17 protein-coding genes are annotated in these 17673 nt (G+C 59.9%); 12 read left to right on the top strand and 5 right to left on the bottom strand.

Features of this window, described 5'->3' with window-relative positions; translation table 11 throughout:
* Positions 1–59: 59 nt before the first annotated feature.
* From QMK55_RS06425 to QMK55_RS06400, 6 genes are all read left to right on the top strand, one after another.
* Positions 60–1361: an ABC transporter substrate-binding protein gene (locus QMK55_RS06425; RefSeq protein ID WP_090285552.1), complete on the top strand. Its 1302-nt coding sequence runs from the start codon at positions 60–62 to the stop codon at positions 1359–1361.
* 137 nt (positions 1362–1498) lie between these two features.
* A complete protein-coding gene (locus QMK55_RS06420; protein ID WP_007917874.1) occupies positions 1499–2407 on the top strand; it encodes a carbohydrate ABC transporter permease in 909 nt (302 codons plus the stop codon).
* On the top strand, positions 2400–3245 hold the full coding sequence (locus QMK55_RS06415; RefSeq protein WP_102356964.1) for a carbohydrate ABC transporter permease: 846 nt from the start codon (positions 2400–2402) through the stop codon (positions 3243–3245). Before QMK55_RS06420 ends, QMK55_RS06415 begins: the two co-directional genes overlap by 8 nt.
* Before the next feature lie 2 nt (positions 3246–3247).
* Complete coding sequence (locus QMK55_RS06410; RefSeq protein ID WP_102356965.1) at positions 3248–4408, top strand: ABC transporter ATP-binding protein; 1161 nt, start codon at positions 3248–3250, stop codon at positions 4406–4408.
* A 193-nt stretch (positions 4409–4601) separates the two neighbouring features.
* Complete coding sequence (locus QMK55_RS06405) at positions 4602–5951, top strand: carbohydrate porin (RefSeq protein ID WP_320328885.1); 1350 nt, start codon at positions 4602–4604, stop codon at positions 5949–5951.
* Positions 5952–6090: 139 nt separating this feature from the next.
* A complete protein-coding gene (locus tag QMK55_RS06400) occupies positions 6091–6945 on the top strand; it encodes a D-hexose-6-phosphate mutarotase (protein WP_320328884.1) in 855 nt (284 codons plus the stop codon).
* Positions 6946–6986: 41 nt separating this feature from the next.
* On the opposite strand, the gene QMK55_RS06395 is transcribed toward QMK55_RS06400, so the two are convergent.
* Positions 6987–7847, bottom strand: coding sequence for a MurR/RpiR family transcriptional regulator (locus tag QMK55_RS06395; protein WP_170948639.1), 861 nt, complete (start codon positions 7845–7847; stop codon positions 6987–6989).
* A 226-nt stretch (positions 7848–8073) separates the two neighbouring features.
* Here QMK55_RS06395 and zwf point away from each other — a divergent pair, with 226 nt between their 5' ends.
* The 4 genes from zwf to QMK55_RS06375 all read left to right on the top strand — a co-directional run bounded on the left by zwf (position 8074) and on the right by QMK55_RS06375 (position 11836).
* Positions 8074–9540, top strand: coding sequence for a glucose-6-phosphate dehydrogenase (gene zwf, locus QMK55_RS06390; RefSeq protein ID WP_102356968.1), 1467 nt, complete (start codon positions 8074–8076; stop codon positions 9538–9540).
* Positions 9527–10240: a 6-phosphogluconolactonase gene (gene pgl, locus QMK55_RS06385; protein WP_320328883.1), complete on the top strand. Its 714-nt coding sequence runs from the start codon at positions 9527–9529 to the stop codon at positions 10238–10240. The genes zwf and pgl overlap by 14 nt, the downstream gene beginning before the upstream one ends.
* Before the next feature lie 17 nt (positions 10241–10257).
* Positions 10258–10923 carry a bifunctional 4-hydroxy-2-oxoglutarate aldolase/2-dehydro-3-deoxy-phosphogluconate aldolase gene (locus QMK55_RS06380; RefSeq protein WP_007969324.1) on the top strand — a complete coding sequence of 222 codons (666 nt, stop codon included), beginning with the start codon at positions 10258–10260 and terminating at the stop codon, positions 10921–10923.
* 187 nt (positions 10924–11110) lie between these two features.
* On the top strand, positions 11111–11836 hold the full coding sequence (locus QMK55_RS06375) for an intradiol ring-cleavage dioxygenase (protein WP_320328882.1): 726 nt from the start codon (positions 11111–11113) through the stop codon (positions 11834–11836).
* A 5-nt stretch (positions 11837–11841) separates the two neighbouring features.
* On the opposite strand, the gene QMK55_RS06370 is transcribed toward QMK55_RS06375, so the two are convergent.
* Complete coding sequence (locus QMK55_RS06370; protein WP_320328881.1) at positions 11842–13023, bottom strand: aminotransferase class V-fold PLP-dependent enzyme; 1182 nt, start codon at positions 13021–13023, stop codon at positions 11842–11844.
* A gap of 30 nt (positions 13024–13053) precedes the next feature.
* The gene (locus QMK55_RS06365; protein WP_025112833.1) at positions 13054–13290 is read right to left on the bottom strand and encodes a DUF3820 family protein; all 237 of its coding nucleotides are present in this window, start codon (positions 13288–13290) and stop codon (positions 13054–13056) included.
* A 206-nt stretch (positions 13291–13496) separates the two neighbouring features.
* Between QMK55_RS06365 and QMK55_RS06360 the strand changes: the two genes are divergently transcribed.
* On the top strand, positions 13497–13964 hold the full coding sequence (locus QMK55_RS06360; protein WP_320328880.1) for a PA2169 family four-helix-bundle protein: 468 nt from the start codon (positions 13497–13499) through the stop codon (positions 13962–13964).
* 129 nt (positions 13965–14093) lie between these two features.
* Here the strand turns inward: QMK55_RS06360 and QMK55_RS06355 are convergent, their stop codons facing one another.
* Complete coding sequence (locus tag QMK55_RS06355; RefSeq protein ID WP_003227420.1) at positions 14094–14564, bottom strand: MaoC family dehydratase; 471 nt, start codon at positions 14562–14564, stop codon at positions 14094–14096.
* A 43-nt stretch (positions 14565–14607) separates the two neighbouring features.
* On the bottom strand, positions 14608–15552 hold the full coding sequence (locus QMK55_RS06350) for an alpha/beta hydrolase (RefSeq protein ID WP_102356973.1): 945 nt from the start codon (positions 15550–15552) through the stop codon (positions 14608–14610).
* 241 nt (positions 15553–15793) lie between these two features.
* On the opposite strand from QMK55_RS06350, the gene fadD2 reads away from it, so the two are divergent.
* Positions 15794–17482, top strand: coding sequence for a long-chain-fatty-acid--CoA ligase FadD2 (gene fadD2, locus QMK55_RS06345; RefSeq protein WP_102356974.1), 1689 nt, complete (start codon positions 15794–15796; stop codon positions 17480–17482).
* Positions 17483–17673: the final 191 nt, after the last annotated feature.

Raw genomic sequence — 17673 nt, 5'->3', positions numbered from 1 at the left:
CTCCTGTGCAGCGCAAGCATCAGACTTGCATGCATAACAACAAGAAAGGTACATCTCAGATGAATGCGATTTCTCGCCTCGCTACTGTCATTTCTGTCGCCTCCCTGTTCCCGCTCGCAATTCTGCCTCTCAGTGTTTCCGCTGCCGAATCCAAAGGTTCGGTCGAAGTCGTGCACTGGTGGACGTCCGGTGGCGAAAAAGCCGCTGTTGATGTGCTCAAGGCCCAAGTCGAAAAAGACGGTTTCACCTGGAAAGACGGCGCTGTCGCCGGCGGTGGCGGTGCCACGGCCATGACCGTGCTGAAAAGCCGCGCAGTCGCCGGCAACCCGCCTGGCGTTGCTCAGATCAAAGGCCCGGACATCCAGGAATGGGCGTCCACCGGTCTGCTCGACACCGACGTGCTGAAAGACGTCGCCAAGTCGGAAAAGTGGGACAGCCTGCTCGACAAGAAAGTCTCCGATACCGTGAAGTACGACGGTGATTACGTAGCCGTGCCGGTGAACATTCACCGCGTGAACTGGCTGTGGATCAACCCGGAAGTCTTCAAGAAAGCCGGCATCACCAAGAACCCGACCACCCTCGAAGAATTCTACGCCGCCGGCGACAAGCTGAAAGCTGCGGGCTTCATCCCGCTGGCCCACGGCGGTCAGCCTTGGCAGGACAGCACCGTGTTCGAAGCCGTGGTGCTGTCGGTCATGGGTGTTGATGGCTACAAGAAAGCCCTGGTCGATCTGGACAACAAGGCGCTGACCGGTCCGGAAATGGTCAAGGCGCTGACCGAGCTGAAGAAAGTCGCGACCTACATGGACGCCGACGGCAAAGGCCAGGACTGGAACCTGGAAGCGGCCAAGGTCATCAACGGCAAGGCCGGCATGCAGATCATGGGTGACTGGGCCAAGTCCGAATGGACCGCGGCCAAGAAAGTCGCCGGCAAGGACTACGAGTGCGTAGCGTTCCCGGGCACCGACAAGGCGTTCACCTACAACATCGACTCCCTTGCTGTGTTCAAGCAGAAGGACGCGGGCACCGCGGCCGGTCAGCAGGACATCGCCAAAGTGGTGCTGGGTGAAAACTTCCAGAAAGTCTTCAGCATCAACAAAGGCTCGATCCCGGTTCGCAACGACATGTTGAACAACATGGACAAGCTCGGCTTCGATTCCTGCGCCCAGACTGCTGCCAAGGACTTCCTGGCAGACGCCAAGTCCGGTGGCCTGCAACCGAGCATGGCGCACAACATGGCGACCACGCTGGCGGTGCAGGGCGCGTTCTTTGATGTCGTGACCAACTACATCAACGACCCGAAAGCCGACCCGGCCGATGCTGCGAAGAAACTCGGCGCAGCGGTGCAGTCAGCCAAGTAATCCTTGGCCCCTGTAGGAGTGAGCCTGCTCGCGATAGCAGTTTGTCAGGTAACAGATTCATCAACTGACACACCACAATCGCGAGCAGGCTCACTCCTATAAGGGAATGCCCTGTCATCTTTATTCTGGATTTTCCCATGAGTTCTGTTGCTGTGTTCAGCAAGGCCTCGCCGTTCGATGCACTGCAGCGCTGGCTACCGAAACTGGTGCTGGCGCCGAGCATGTTCATCGTGCTGGTGGGCTTCTATGGCTACATCCTGTGGACGTTCGTGCTGTCGTTCACCACCTCGACCTTCCTGCCGAACTACAAGTGGGCGGGTCTGGCGCAATACGCACGGCTGTTCGACAACGACCGCTGGTGGGTCGCGAGCAAGAACCTCGCGGTGTTCGGTGGCATGTTCATCGGTATCACCCTGGTGATCGGCGTGCTGCTGGCGGTGTTCCTCGACCAGCGCATCCGTCGCGAAGGCTTTATCCGCACCATTTACCTGTACCCGATGGCGCTCTCGATGATCGTCACCGGTACCGCGTGGAAATGGCTGCTCAACCCGGGCATGGGCCTGGACAAATTGTTGCGTGACTGGGGCTGGGAAGGCTTCCGTCTGGACTGGCTGATCGACCCTGATCGCGTGGTCTATTGCCTGGTGATCGCCGCGGTTTGGCAAGCCTCGGGCTTCATCATGGCGATGTTCCTCGCCGGCCTGCGTGGCGTTGATCAATCGATCATCCGTGCCGCACAGATCGATGGCGCGAGCATGCCGACCATCTACTGGAAAGTGGTGCTGCCAAGCCTGCGCCCGGTGTTCTTCAGTGCGGTGATGATTCTGGCCCACATTGCGATCAAGAGCTTCGACCTCGTCGCGGCGATGACCGCCGGTGGCCCGGGTTATTCCTCCGACCTGCCGGCGATGTTCATGTACTCCTTTACCTTCAGTCGCGGCCAGATGGGCATGGGCTCGGCCAGCGCGATTCTGATGCTCGGTGCGATCCTCGCGATCATCGTGCCTTACCTGTACTCCGAGCTGAGGACCAAGCGTAATGACTAGTCTCGCTGCCAAACCCGCCTTCAGCCTGAGCCGCGTGGCGATCTACGCGGTGCTGATCCTCGCGGTATTGCTCTACCTGATCCCGCTGGTGGTGATGCTGTTGACCAGCTTCAAGACCCCGGAAGACATCAGCACTGGCAACCTGCTGAGCTGGCCGACCGTGGTCAGCGGCATCGGCTGGGTCAAGGCCTGGGCCACGGTTGACGGTTACTTCTGGAACTCGATCAAGATCACCGTGCCGGCCGTGGCCATCTCCACCGCCATCGGTGCGTTGAACGGTTACGTGCTGTCGTTCTGGCGTTTCCGCGGTTCGCAGCTGTTCTTCGGTCTGCTGCTGTTCGGCTGCTTCCTGCCGTTCCAGACCGTGTTGCTGCCGGCCTCGTTCACCCTTGGCAAGATGGGCCTGGCAAGCACCACCACCGGCCTGGTGTTTGTCCACGTGGTTTACGGTCTGGCGTTTACTACGCTGTTCTTCCGTAACTACTACGTGAGCATTCCTGATGCACTGGTGAAAGCTGCACGTCTGGATGGCGCGGGTTTCTTCACGATCTTCCGTCGCATCATTCTGCCGATGTCGACGCCGATCATCATGGTCTGCCTGATCTGGCAGTTCACCCAGATCTGGAACGACTTCCTGTTCGGTGTGGTGTTCTCCAGCGGTGATTCGCAGCCGATCACGGTGGCGCTGAACAACCTGGTCAACACCAGCACCGGCGCCAAGGAATACAACGTTGATATGGCAGCGGCGATGATCGCCGGCCTGCCGACCCTGCTGGTCTATGTGGTCGCAGGCAAGTATTTCGTGCGCGGGCTGACGGCCGGCGCAGTCAAGGGGTAATCATGGCAACGCTCGAACTTCGCAACGTCAACAAGACCTACGGTGCCGGCCTGCCGGACACCCTGAAGAACATCGAACTGTCGATCAAGGAAGGCGAATTCCTGATCCTCGTCGGCCCGTCTGGCTGCGGCAAATCGACCTTGATGAACTGCATCGCCGGTCTGGAAACCATCACCGGCGGCGCGATCATGATCGGTGATCAGGACGTCAGCGGCATGAGCCCGAAGGATCGTGACATCGCCATGGTGTTCCAGTCCTACGCGCTGTACCCGACCATGAGCGTGCGCGAGAACATCGAATTCGGCCTGAAGATTCGCAAGATGCCTCAGGCGGCGATCGACGAAGAAGTCGCACGCGTCGCCAAGCTGCTGCAGATCGAACACCTGCTCAACCGCAAGCCGGGTCAGCTCTCCGGTGGTCAGCAACAGCGTGTGGCGATGGGCCGTGCCTTGGCGCGGCGGCCGAAGATCTATCTGTTCGACGAACCGCTGTCCAACCTCGACGCCAAGCTGCGCGTCGAGATGCGCACCGAAATGAAACTGATGCACCAGCGTCTGAAAACCACCACCGTTTACGTGACCCACGACCAGATCGAAGCGATGACCCTGGGCGACAAAGTGGCGGTGATGAAGGACGGCATTATCCAGCAGTTCGGCACGCCGAAAGAGATCTACAACGACCCGGCCAACCTGTTTGTGGCGAGCTTCATCGGTTCGCCGCCGATGAACTTCATTCCGCTACGCCTGCAACGCAAGGACGGCCGTTTGCTGGCGCTGCTCGACAGCGGCCAGGCGCGTTGCGAGCTGCCGATGAGCATGCAGGACGCCGGTCTTGAAGATCGCGAAGTGATCCTCGGCCTGCGCCCGGAACAGATTGTTCTGGCGAACGGCGAGGGCAATGGCTTGCCGAGCATCAAGGCCGAAGTGCAGGTTACCGAGCCGACCGGTCCGGACACCCTGGTGTTCGTCAACCTGAATGAAACCAAGGTCTGCTGCCGTCTGGCACCGGACGTGGCACCGCAGGTGGGCGAGACCCTGACACTGCAGTTCGATCCGTCGAAAGTGTTGTTGTTTGATGCCAAGACTGGCGAGCGTCTGGGCGTTGCGGGCCAGGCGCAAACCGAAGCGCGGTCGGCGAACGTCGCGCAATTCAAAGGCCGCTGAAGAACAAGGTGGGAGCGGGCTTGCTCGCGAAAGCGGAGTGTCAGGCAATACATATGTCGACTGACATGACGCCTTCGCGAGCAAGCCCGCTCCCACAGGGGAAAAGTGGTGTTCGGCCTGTCGTTCACCGCACTTTTTATGTAAACCACGTTGGAAAAAAACAGTTAATAACAATAAAGACGAGGATGTAGGGATGAAAAAGAAACACGTCAATGCCCGGCTGATCTGCCAAGTGTCAGCTGCGGCGGCATTGGTGCTGGCCGGCAATGCAATGGCTGCCGATGCATTCAGCTCCGATTCGAAATGGATGACCGGCGACTGGGGTGGCGAGCGTACCAAGCTGATCGAGCAAGGTATCGACATCAAGGCTGATTACGTCGGGGAAATGGGCGCCAACCTGCATGGTGGCTACAACGACGACAAGACCGGTCGCTACAGCGATCAGTTCGGTCTGGGTGTGGCGCTGGACCTGCAAAAACTTTGGGGCTGGGATAACACCCAGGCCAAGATCCAGCTGACCAACCGTAACGGTCAAAACATCTCCAACGACCGCGTTGGCGATCCGCGTGCCGGCACCTTGTCGTCGTCGCAGGAAGTCTACGGTCGTGGCCACATGGTGCGTCTGACCCAGTTGTGGATACAGCACCAGTTCTTCGACAACAAGCTCGACGTGAAGGCCGGTTACTTCGGTGAAGGCGAAGACTTCAACACCTTCCCGTGCGAATTCCAGAACCTGGCGTTCTGCGGCTCGCAAGTGGGTAACTGGGCGACCAACATCTGGTACAACTGGCCCGTCAGCCAGGCCGCGATCCGCGTGAAGTACAACATCAACGACGAGCTCTACGCGCAAATCGGTGCGTACAACCAGAACCCGTCGCAGCTGGAACACGGCAACGGTTTCAAACTCAGCGGCAGCGGCACCAAAGGTACGGTTCTTCCCGTCGAGCTGGTCTGGTCGCCGAAGGTCAACAGCCTGCCGGGCGAATACCGCATCGGTTACTACAAGAGCACGGCTGACGCCAACGACGTACGTGAAGACGTCAACGGTTTCGACGCGGCTACCACCGGCGACGCCTACAAGACTCACAGCAGCAAACACGGCTACTGGTTTGTCGCGCAACAGCAACTCACCAGCCACAACGGTGATGCTACCCGTGGTCTGAACATTGCCGCCAACGCGACCTTCCACGACAAGGACACCAACTTCATCGACAACTACCAGTCGGTGATGTTTGTCTACAAAGGCCCGTTCGACGCACGTCCGAAGGATGACGTCGGCATTGGCGCGGCGCGTATCCACGTCAACGATGACGTGAAGAAAAACGCCGAGCTGCTGAATGCTTCCAACGGTGTCTCGGACTACGACAACCCGGTGTTCTCGCCAATTCGTGACACTGAATACAACTACGAGATCAACTACGGCTTCCACGTCACCAACTGGCTGACGGTGCGTCCTAACCTGCAGTACATCACTCACCCGGGCGGTGTTGATGCAGTGGACAACGCATTGGTCGCGGGCCTGAAAATTCAGTCGGTGTTCTAACGCTGTTGCGATAAGCTCCTCTCTATGTGCGCATATTTGCGGACAGCCAAGGCTGTCCGCTTTTTTTTGCGACACAGTGTTCACTCTCACTGGGCACAAAGGTAATTGAGTACCTCCATGATTTTCAGGACCGTGGCCAATGCATGAGCATCCGCTGCAACGCTTCTTCAAATCCCTGCGCGAACAACCGGTGTTCGCCTGGGAGCGCTATCAGATGCGCGATGTGCTGGTGATCGATCATCCGCTGTGTCAGGCGGTGTTCAGTCGTCAGGGTGCGCAGTTGCTGCACTTTCAGCCGCGCGGGCAGAAACCGTGGTTGTGGTGTGCGGCGAAGTGGCCGCACGTTGGCGCCATTCGCGGTGGCGTGCCGGTGTGCTGGCCGTGGTATGGCCGTCATCCGAGCGAAAACGCGTGGCCTTCCCATGGCTGGGCGCGACTGCTCGACTGGAAACTGATCGACAGCAGCAGTGCCGACGACGGCGTGCGCCTGCATTGGCAGTTGCAGCTGTGCGACTGGCAGGCGGACCTGCACGCGCATCTGGGCGAACGCATGGAATTGCGCCTGAGCACCGAGCATCAGGACGACATGCCGTGCCAGTTGAGCCAGGCTTTGCATGCTTACTGGCGTATTGGCGACGTCGGTGAGATAGCGCTGTCTGGGCTCGAAGGCGCGCAAGGTTATGACCAGTTGAGCCGCCAGTCCTGCCAGCAGGAAGGTGAGTTGCGTGTCGATGGCGGTTGTCAGCGGGTGTTCCAGCATGACGGCGAATTGCAGCTGAAAGATCACGCCTGGCAGCGCGAGCTGCGCATTGATACGGGCGACAGCGCCGACACGGTCGTCTGGCACCCGGGTGCGCGGCCGTTGCTGGGGGTGAGCTGGGATGAGGTGACGGAGTTTGTCTGTGTTGAAGCCGCGGCGGGCGGCACTGACAGCCTGCATCTGGCGCCCGGGGAGAAGGCGCATTTGAGTTTGCAGGCGTGGGCGGCGGCTTGATCGTTCCCACGCAGAGCGTGGGAACGATCAGCCGTCAGAGATCAATTGAACTCGTCACCCACCGGATACCGGCTGGCATTCAAACTCTCTTTGATCTTGCGCAGATGCGGCTGGAAATCCACCCCGCGACGCAAGGTCATGCCGGTCGCCAGCACATCAAGCACGGTCAACTGAATGATCCGCGAGGTCATCGGCATATAGATGTCGGTGTCTTCCGGCAACGGGATGTTCAAGCTCAAGGTGCTGGCCTTGGCCAGCGGCGAGTTCTCGGCAGTCAGGCCCAGCACTGAAGCGCCGTTCTCCCGGGCAATGCGCGCCACTTCCACCAGTTCACGCGTACGCCCGGTGTAGGAAATGATCACGAACAACTCACCGGTGTGCGCCACCGAAGCAATCATCCGCTGCATCAGCACATCGGCATGTGCGGTGACCGCCAGGTTGAAGCGGAAGAACTTGTGCTGTGCATCCAGCGCCACCGGCGCCGAGGCGCCAAGGCCGAAGAAGTGGATCTGCCGGGCCTGAATCAACAGGTCGACCGCGCGGCTGATCAGGTTCGGGTCCAGCGCCTGGCAAGCGCTGTCCAGCGAGGCGATGGCGCTGCCGAAGATCTTCTGCGTGTAGGCCTCTGGATTGTCATCGGCCTCCACCGCGCGGCTGACATACGCTGCGCCACTGGCCAGGCTCTGCGCCAGTTGCAGTTTGAGTTCAGGGTAGCCGCTGACACCGAACGAACGGCAGAAACGGTTGACCGTCGGCTCGCTCACCGACGCCGCCTGGGCGAGGGCGGCGATGCTGAAGCGGGTGGCCTGCTGCGGGTTGAGCAGGATCACCTCGGCGACTTTGCGTTCGGCCTTGTTCAGCTCTTCAAGGCGATTCTGGATCTGTTCCAGTAAATTTCGCACGCGGTCCATATGGAATTCCTAATTCACCTGCGCAAAGTTGCGCCGGGCTATGCAAATTGGGCCTTTGATGTGGCCCGTGACGGTGGCCTATCCTACTGATGGCTCCGACCGACCACCACTCGGAATCTGTATTTTGCGAAAATGTTGTGGTTATTACTACATTTTCCCTTGAGTGATGCCTTGAAAAAAGGTATTTGTAGCTTAACTTGATAAAAGAACAAACATCATGCCTTCGATTACGGTTGAACCGTGCACCTTTGCCTTGTTCGGCGCTCTCGGCGATCTGGCCTTGCGCAAGCTGTTTCCTGCCCTTTATCACCTCGATGGCGCTGACCTGTTGCACGAGGACACGCGCATCATCGCACTGGCCCGTGAAGACGGCACCGAGCAGCAGCACCTGGCATTCATCGCCGCCGAATTGCGCCGTTACGTCGGCAAAGAACTGGACGAGGCCGTGGCCGAGCGCTTTCTGGCGCGTCTGAGCTACCTGCATGTCGACTTCCTCAAGGCTGAAGATTACGTGGCGCTGGCCGAACTGGCTGGCAGCACTCAACGCATGATTGCCTACTTCGCCACCCCGGCGGCGGTGTACGGCGCGATCTGCGAGAACCTGGCGAAAGTCGGTCTGGCAGAAAATACCCGCGTGGTCCTGGAAAAACCGATCGGCTCCGATCTGGAGTCCTCGCGCAAAGTGAACGACGCCGTGGCGCAGTTCTTCCCGGAGAACCGCACCTACCGCATCGACCACTACCTGGGCAAAGAGACCGTCCAGAACCTGATCGCCCTGCGTTTCGCCAACAGCCTGTTCGAAACCCAGTGGAACCAGAATTACATCTCCCACGTGGAAATCACCGTGGCCGAGAAGGTCGGCATCGAAGGCCGTTGGGGCTACTTCGACAAGGCCGGCCAACTGCGCGACATGATCCAGAACCACCTGCTGCAGCTGCTGTGCCTGATCGCCATGGACCCGCCGGCCGACCTGTCTGCCGACAGCATCCGTGACGAAAAGGTAAAAGTGCTCAAGGCGCTGGCGCCGATCAGCCCGGAAGGCCTGACCACGCAAGTGGTGCGCGGTCAGTACATCGCCGGTCACAGCGAAGGCAAGTCCGTACCGGGCTACCTGGAAGAACCGAACTCCAACACTCAGAGCGACACCGAAACCTTCGTTGCCCTGCGTGCCGACATCCGCAACTGGCGCTGGGCCGGCGTGCCGTTCTATCTGCGTACCGGCAAGCGCATGCCGCAGAAACTGTCGCAGATCGTCATCCACTTCAAGGAACCGTCGCACTACATTTTTGCGCCGGAACAACGCCTGCAGATCAGCAACAAACTGATCATCCGTCTGCAACCGGACGAAGGCATTTCCTTGCGCGTGATGACCAAGGAGCAGGGCCTGGACAAGGGCATGCAACTGCGCAGCGGTCCGCTGCAACTGAATTTCTCCGACACCTGGCGCAGCGCGCGGATCCCCGACGCCTACGAGCGGTTGTTACTGGAAGTGATGAACGGCAATCAGAACCTGTTTGTCCGTAAAGATGAAATCGAAGCCGCGTGGAAATGGTGTGACCAGTTGATCGCCGGGTGGAAAAAGTCCGGTGACGCGCCCAAGCCGTATGCGGCCGGGTCGTGGGGGCCGATGAGCTCGATTGCACTGATCACGCGGGACGGGAGGTCGTGGTATGGCGATATCTGATGTGAAACTGCCGGTGGGCGTGAATGCCCACCCGTTCAAGAGTCCGGTGCTGTTGGCCGAGGGCCTGGCGCTGAACGTCGCCAAGCAACTGAATGAAGCCATTGGCGCTCGCGGCAACGCGGTGCTGGTGGTCTCCGGTGGTCGCAGCCCGGTGGCGTTTTTCCAGCACCTGGCCAAGCAGGAACTGGACTGGTCGAAGGTCGTCGTGACCCTCGCCGACGAGCGCTGGGTACCGGTCGAACACGCCGACAGCAACGCCGGCCTGCTCAAGCAGTATCTGCTCAAAGGGCCGGCCGCCAAGGCGCAGTTCCTCAGCCTCTATAGCGCGGCGGCCAACGTCGAGCAGGCTGCGGAACAAGCCGACCGCTTGCTCGCCGAATTGCCGCCGATTGACGTGCTGGTGCTGGGCATGGGCGATGACGGTCACACCGCGTCGCTGTTCCCCGACAGCCCGAACCTCGCCGAAGCCTTGCAGGCCGATGGCACGCGCCGTTGCTGGCCGATGCTGGCGCCAAGTGTGCCGCGTCAACGCCTGACCATGAGCCGCGCGCTGCTGGCTTCGGCGAGGCACAAGATTCTGTCGATTTCGGGTCAATCGAAACTGACCACCCTGAATGCCGCACTGGCATCCGACGACGTCGCGGCCATGCCGGTTCGCGCGTTTCTGCAACCTACGTTAGAGATTTACTGGTGCCCATGAGCCAAGGAACAGCCGCTATGACAACCCCATCCCCGACCGTTTCCATGGCGGACAAAGTTGCCCTGATCGACAGCCTCTGCGCCAAGGCGCGGATCCTGCCGGTGATCACCATCGCCCGTGAACAGGACGTGTTGCCGCTGGCCGACGCCCTGGCGGCCGGTGGCCTGACCGCGCTGGAAGTGACCCTGCGTTCGCAGTTCGGTCTCAAGGCGATCCAGATCCTGCGCGAGCAGCGTCCGGAGCTGGTGACCGGTGCCGGCACCGTGCTCGATCGTAATATGCTCGCGGCGGCCGAAGCGGCCGGTTCGCAATTCATCGTCACCCCGGGCATCACCCGTGACCTGCTCGAAGCCAGCGTCGACAGCCCGATCCCGCTGTTGCCAGGCATCAGCAATGCCTCCGGCATCATGGAAGGCTATGGCCTGGGTTATCGCCGCTTCAAGCTGTTCCCCGCTGAAGTCAGCGGCGGCGTGGCAGCGATCAAGGCCCTCGGCGGCCCGTTCGGCGAAGTTAAATTCTGCCCGACCGGCGGCGTCGGCCCGGCCAACATCAAGAGCTACATGGCGCTGAAAAACGTCATGTGCGTGGGCGGTAGCTGGATGCTCGATCCTGAGTGGATCAAGAACGGCGACTGGGCGCGCATTCAGGAATGCACCGCCGAGGCCCTGGCGCTGCTGGACTGATGCTGCTGGATTGAAAGTTTTTACCTGACACTTCGTTGTGTGTTCTACGGCTTTACGGTGCGCTTGGTCGGTGCACCGTTTTTTTTGCCCGGAAAAAGTCACGAGAAATGGCGCGATACATAGTTACCGCACCGAAGGCCTTGTGCGCCGTTAATCTGCGTTCATCTTATGGAAGAGAGAACGTGTCATGGAACGAGATACTGCAGCCTCATCGCCACAACCGATCTATCAGTTGGCTCCCGAGCAAATCGCCGGGCCGTACTTCCGCAATCCCAAGCTGCTGCGCCGCAACATCAGCGAAGGTGCCGAAGGATTGCCCTTGCTGCTGCGCCTGAGCATCGTCGACGCCATGACCGGCGAGCCGGTGAGCGGAGCGCTCGTCGATATCTGGCACTGTAATGCGCGGGGCGCTTACTCGGGGTGGAGCCGGATCAATCCGGATCTTGAAGTCGACACCGATGCCATCGGCTCGATCCCGCGTACCGACGATGACACCTACCTGCGCGGCAGCCAGTTCTGCGATCACCAGGGGCGGGCGCGTTTCACCACGATTTATCCGGGCTTCTACGCCGGTCGTGCACTGCACATTCACGTCGCGGTGCGCATCGTGGCCGGTAGTGAATATCTCGAGGAGCGCAACGTTGCCTGGGTCGGCCAGCTGTATTTCCCCGAAGTGGTCTCCCGCTCGGTGCTCAACGCCCGGGATTATCGCGGGCGGGCTTCGTCACCCTTGAACAATGCCGAAGACAGCTATTACGCGAACAGTGGGGGCGAAGGCTCGACCCTGACCGTGTGGCCGATTGGCCGTGACTCTCACGAGGATGGCTTTTTCGGGCACATGACCATCGGCATCGACACCTTCGCCGTCTCATCGCAGATCAAGCCCGAGGACTTCGACAAGTACACCGTGTGAGCGGATCAGCGCAGCTCGTTGAGGGCGCGGGTCAGCGTCTGCATGTCGGCAGCGGTGGTGGTCAGCCCCGGAGTGATGCGGATGCTCGGTCCGCTCGCCGCACCGTTGCGCACCACAGTGAACAGGTTGTGCTCGTTGAGCAGTCGCTCGACCATCGCCTGTTGATCGGTGTGGCGGGTGAAGCGCATCGAGGTGATGCCGCAATACAGGCGCGGATCGTCCGGGGTCATCACTTCGATTCCCGGCAGGTGCCGCACCGCGCTGACCCACAGGTTGCGCAGGTAATTGAGTCGCGCGCCTTTGGCCGCTGCGCCGCCGAGCGAACGGTGCTCCTCGAGCGCCAGCGGCAGGGACATCAGTGCCGGAATGTTTGGCGTGCTGTACGGCGTGCGCGCGCGGATGTCGCTGACCGGAAAGTGCATTTCACCCATGTCCGGGTCAATGTCGGCAAGGCGCTGCGGGGCGATGTACAGAAAGCCCAGGGTCAATGGCGCGCCAATCCACTTGTGCAGGTTGAACCCGGCGAACGCGATGCCCAGTGCTTCCAGGTTGAGGTCGATCTGGCCGAGGGCGTGAGCGCCATCGAGGATGATGTCCACGCCATATTGTTTCGCCAGCGCAGCGATGGCCTGCACTGGCATTACCAGCCCGGTGCGGTGGGTGACATGGGTCAGGGCCATCAGCTTGAGTTTCGGATAGCGGATGAAGGTTTCGCGGTAAGTGTCCAGCAGGCTGTCGTAACTGGCCGGATGGTTGTGATTGACTTCGATCACGTCCACGCCGCGATGCCGTGCCAGCCAGCGCATGGCGCCTTTGACCGTGTCGTATTCGAGGTCGCAGATCAACACCTGGTCGCCCGGTTGCAGGCGGTTGTAATTGCGGATCAGCGACTGCAGCGCATCACTGGCATTGCGGGTGAAGGCCACGCTTTGCGCGCGCACGCCTATCGTCTCGGCCAGTTGTGCGCGGATATCGAGGCTGTCGTGCTGTTCGAAACGCTGGCGCACATACACCGAGTTGCTCGTGTTGATCAGCTCGATGTTGCGCTGGTAGTCCTCGATCACCGTGCGCGACATGCGTCCGAAATAACCGTTTTCCAGGTTCAGCGGGCCGGTTTGCGCTTCATAGCGGTCGGCGAAGGTCTGCCAGAACGCTTCGTCACGGGCACGGCGGGTGTTGTCAGGCATGGTCGACTCGGCTCAAGGGAAGAGGGCGCTTCAGTGGCGCGGGGCAGGTTTGCCGTGTTTGGCGCGTAGCGGTTCGAGCAGGTCCGACAGACCGTTATGGTCGATTTCGTGCATCAGCGCCAGCAGCCCGCCGAGTTCGCCGTGGGGGAAACCTTCGCGGGCAAACCAGTTCAGATAGGGCCCCGGCAGGTCGGCAATGATCCGGCCCTTGTACTTGCCGAAGGGCATTTCACGGGTGATCAGCAGTTCGAGTTTTTCAGGATTCATCAGCGACAATCATCTGGATTCGAAACACTCTGGAAAATACAGGCATTCTGCATGCAGGCCAAATGACAGATCATGCAAATAACCGTGATACAGAGGCTTCATTTATTCTTAAGTATTTGATAAATAACGAAAATAAATTTATGTAAAAGCTGGCATACACACTGCAATAACCCTTGCATCTTCAACCAACTGCAAGGAATTGAAAAATGACTGACATGAACAAAGAAGCCATCTCTGTACTCAACGACCTGATCGAAACCAGCAAGGACGGCCAGGAAGGGTTCAAGACTTGCGCCGTAGACATCAAGCACCCGGAACTCAAGGCGCTGTTCACCAAGCGCTCAGCCGATTGCGCCACCGCGGCAGCCGAACTGCAGGCCACCGTGCGTTCGATGGGCGGTGATCCGGAAACCTCTACCAGCGTCAGCGGTGATTTGCACCGTCGCTGGGTCGACGTCAAAGCCATGTTCACCGGCAAGGACGAAGAAGCCGTGCTCAACGAAGCCGAGCGCGGTGAAGACCACGCCCTGAAGGCTTATCGTGAAGCCATCGAGAAAATCAACAAGCACAACCTGGTCGGTATTCGTGATCTGGTTGAACGCCAATACCACGGCGTGCAACGCAATCACGATCAGGTGAAAGCCCTGCGTAACCAGGCTCGCGCCCGTTCGTAAAGCCACGCTGGAAAAACTGTGGGAGCGGGCCTGCTCGCGAAAGCGGTGTGTCATGCAACGATTATGTTGCTGACACGACCCCTTCGCGAGCAAGCCTGCTCTCACATTTGTTTTTTGTGTACCTGAAGATCAGCCGATGCTGATCGCCGGCAGCGTCGGCAAGGTCACGGTCTGCTGTTTACGCGGTGCCAGAATCTCGGCCTCGCCATCCACTACCAATTCATCACGCTGGTTGAACACGCGAGTGGCGATGCGCACGCGGAACTTCGGCAGCTTCTCGAGAATTTCCAGGCGCACGGTCAGGGTGTCGCCGATCTTTACCGGCTTCTGAAAGCTCATCTGCTGGCCGATGTAGATGGTGCCCGGCCCTGGCAGCTCGCACGCAACGGCAGCGCTGATCAGTGCGCCGCTGAACATGCCGTGGGCGATGCGTTCCTTGAACATGCTGGCAGCGGCGAACTCGGCGTCCAGGTGCACCGGGTTGTGGTCGCCCGACATCGCGGCGAACAGCTGAATGTCGCGCTCTTCGACGGTCTTGCTGTAGCTGGCGGTCTGGCCGACTTCGAGGGCTTCGTAAGGGATGTTGGTAACCTGGGTCATCGGTCTTGATTCCTGTGACGGATTAAAGTGAATCCACAAAAAATTATTCGCTGCGGTGAGGGCGACGATGGCTCAGCGCCTGGTCGATCCAGGTCAGCACATCGGCGATCACTTCGTCGCGATTGGTTTCATTGAACAATTCGTGCCGCGCCTGCGGGTAGATCTTCAGTTGCAGGTTCTGGCTGCCGGCCGTGCGCAACGCATCGGCCAGATCTGTCAGACGCTTGCCTTCGCTCACCGGATCACATTCACCGCCGATCACCAGCAGCGGCAGGCCCGGGTCGATCTGGGCGAGATTGGACGCTTTGCTGATCTGCTGCAAGCCACCGAGCAGATCGATCCACAATTGATTGGTGCAGCGAAAGCCGCACAACGGGTCGTTGGCATACAGATCGACCTCGACCGGGTCGCGGCTCAGCCAGTCGAACGGCGTGCGTGCCGGTTTGAATTTCTTGTTGAACGAGCCGAACGACAGCCACGCGATCAGCGCGCTGCGCCCTCTGGCGCCCTGACGCAGCTTCTCGAGACGAGCGATCTGCCGCGCCGCGCCATAGAGCGCCACCGGCTGGAAATTCGAACCGCTGAGAATCGCCCCGTGCAGACTGGCGCTGTGATGCAGCAGGTAGCCCTGGGCGAGGTAGCTGCCCATGCTGTGCCCGAGCAGGATGATCGGCACGTCGGGATGCTGCTGGCCGATGTGCTGATTGAGGCTGGCCAGATCGCCGATCACCTTGCACCAGCCATCGTCATCGGCGAAATGCCCGAGTGTGCCGTTTTCGGCCGTCCTGCCATGGCCGCGCAGGTCCGGGGCGTAGACACCGTAGCCTTGTGCGCAAAACGCTTCAGCCAGCCGCTCGTAGCGTGCGCTGTGCTCGGCCATGCCGTGGGCCAGCAGGATCACCGCTTTCAATGGCGCGGCCGGGAGCCACTGGTTGACGAAGAGGCGGCTGCGGTCACTCGCGTCGAGCCAGAAGGCGTGGTGGATCATGGCAATTCCTTTTTATCGAGCGGTAACGGCCCGCAGTCGTAGCATTGTATAGCGCGTCCGATCAGCTCACGCCACGGCGGGAAGATTCATACGATCAATGTCGCCATCGCCCATATTTGCCTCAAAGGTCATAACTGCTAGTGTCCGTGAAGCTCCGCTTTTTGCTTTGTGCTTTCAAGGGATAACAGCAAAAGGACAGAAAGCGGCTCCCGGATCGATTCAGGTAAAGAGGACAAGAACAATGCAACCTGATTTCTGGAATGACAAACGCCCCGCTGGCGTACCGCTGGACATCGACATGGGCGAGTTCAAGTCGGTGATCGAGGTGTTTGAGCGTTCCTGCAAGAAGTTCGCGGACCGTCCAGCCTTCAGCAACATGGGCGTGACCCTGACCTACGCTGAGCTGGAGCGCTACAGCGCAGCGTTTGCCGGTTACTTGCAAGCCCACACCGATCTGGTGCCGGGAGATCGCATCGCGGTGCAGATGCCCAATGTGCTGCAATATCCGATTGCCGTGTTTGGCGCCTTGCGCGCCGGGCTGATCGTGGTCAACACCAACCCGCTGTACACCGCGCGCGAGATGCGCCACCAGTTCAAGGACTCCGGTGCCCGGGCGCTGGTGTACCTGAACATGTTCGGGCAGAAGGTCCAGGAAGTGCTGCCCGACACTGACCTGCAATACCTGATCGAAGCGAAGATGGGCGACCTGATGCCCACCGCCAAGGGCTGGCTGATCAACACCGTGGTCAGCAAAGTGAAGAAAATGGTCCCGGCGTATTCGTTGCCGCAAGCAATCTCGTTCAAGAGTGCGCTGCGGCTGGGGCGCGGGCTGGGCATCAAACCGCTGAAAGTCGGCCTCGACGACATCGCCGTGTTGCAATACACCGGCGGCACCACCGGCCTCGCCAAAGGAGCCATGCTGACCCACGGCAACCTCGTGGCGAACATGCAGCAAGTGCGCGCGTGCCTGGCGCAGTTGGGGCCTGACGGCCAGCCATTGTTGCGCGAAGGGCAGGAGGTGATGGTGGCGCCGCTGCCGCTGTACCACATCTATGCCTTCACCGCGAACTGCATGTGCATGATGGTCTCCGGCAACCACAACGTACTGATCACCAACCCGCGGGACATCGCAGGCTTCATCAAGGAGCTGAAGAACTGGCGCTTCTCGGCGTTGCTCGGGCTCAACACCCTGTTCGTCGCGCTGATGGATCACCCGGACTTCAAGGCCCTGGATTTCTCCAGCCTCAAGCTGACCAACTCTGGCGGTACCGCGCTGGTCAAGGCTACCGCCGAGCGCTGGGAGCAGATCACCGGTTGCCGCATCACCGAAGGTTACGGCCTGACCGAAACCTCGCCGGTGGCGTGCACCAACCCGTATGGCGACAAGTCGCGCCTGGGCACGGTCGGCCTGCCGGTGCCGGGCACGCTGCTGAAAGTCATCGATGACGAGGGTGTCGAGCAGCCGCTGGGCGAACGTGGTGAGTTGTGCATCAAGGGCCCGCAGATCATGAAAGGCTACTGGCACCAACCCGAAGCCACCGCCGAAGTACTGGATGCCGAGGGCTGGTTCAAGTCCGGTGACATTGCAGTGATCGACCCGGATGGCTTTGTGCGCATCGTCGACCGCAAGAAGGACATGATCATCGTCTCCGGCTTCAACGTGTACCCCAACGAGATCGAAGACGTGGTGATGGCCCACCCGAAAGTCGCCAACTGCGCGGTAATCGGTGTGCCGGACGAGCGTTCGGGCGAGGCGGTGAAGCTGTTTGTAGTTGCACGGGAAACCGGGGTCAGCCTCGAAGAGCTCAAGGCCTACTGCAAAGAGAATTTCACCGCTTACAAAGTGCCGAAACACATCGTGCTGCGTGAGTCGTTGCCGATGACGCCGGTCGGGAAGATTCTGCGCAGGGAGTTGCGCGATATCGCGTAGCCCTTAATTGCTGCGCTTCGCGCATTCGTCGGAACGCCGCCCGGAGCAGGCTCGCTCCCACAGGTATAGATGTAGTCCCTGTTGGAGCGAGCCTGCTCGCGAATTTTTGTTTGATGACCCCGAAAACCGGGGCTTTCAGGGATGTCTAGGATTTTTGCTCTAAAATGACTGTTAGAAAGTCTTGAGTCATC

Origin of the sequence: Pseudomonas sp. P8_229 (assembly GCF_034008635.1) — a bacterium.
GTDB lineage: Bacteria > Pseudomonadota > Gammaproteobacteria > Pseudomonadales > Pseudomonadaceae > Aquipseudomonas.
The sequence above is the reverse complement of the archived record's forward strand: the minus strand, read 5'-3'. Positions and strand labels throughout refer to the sequence as shown.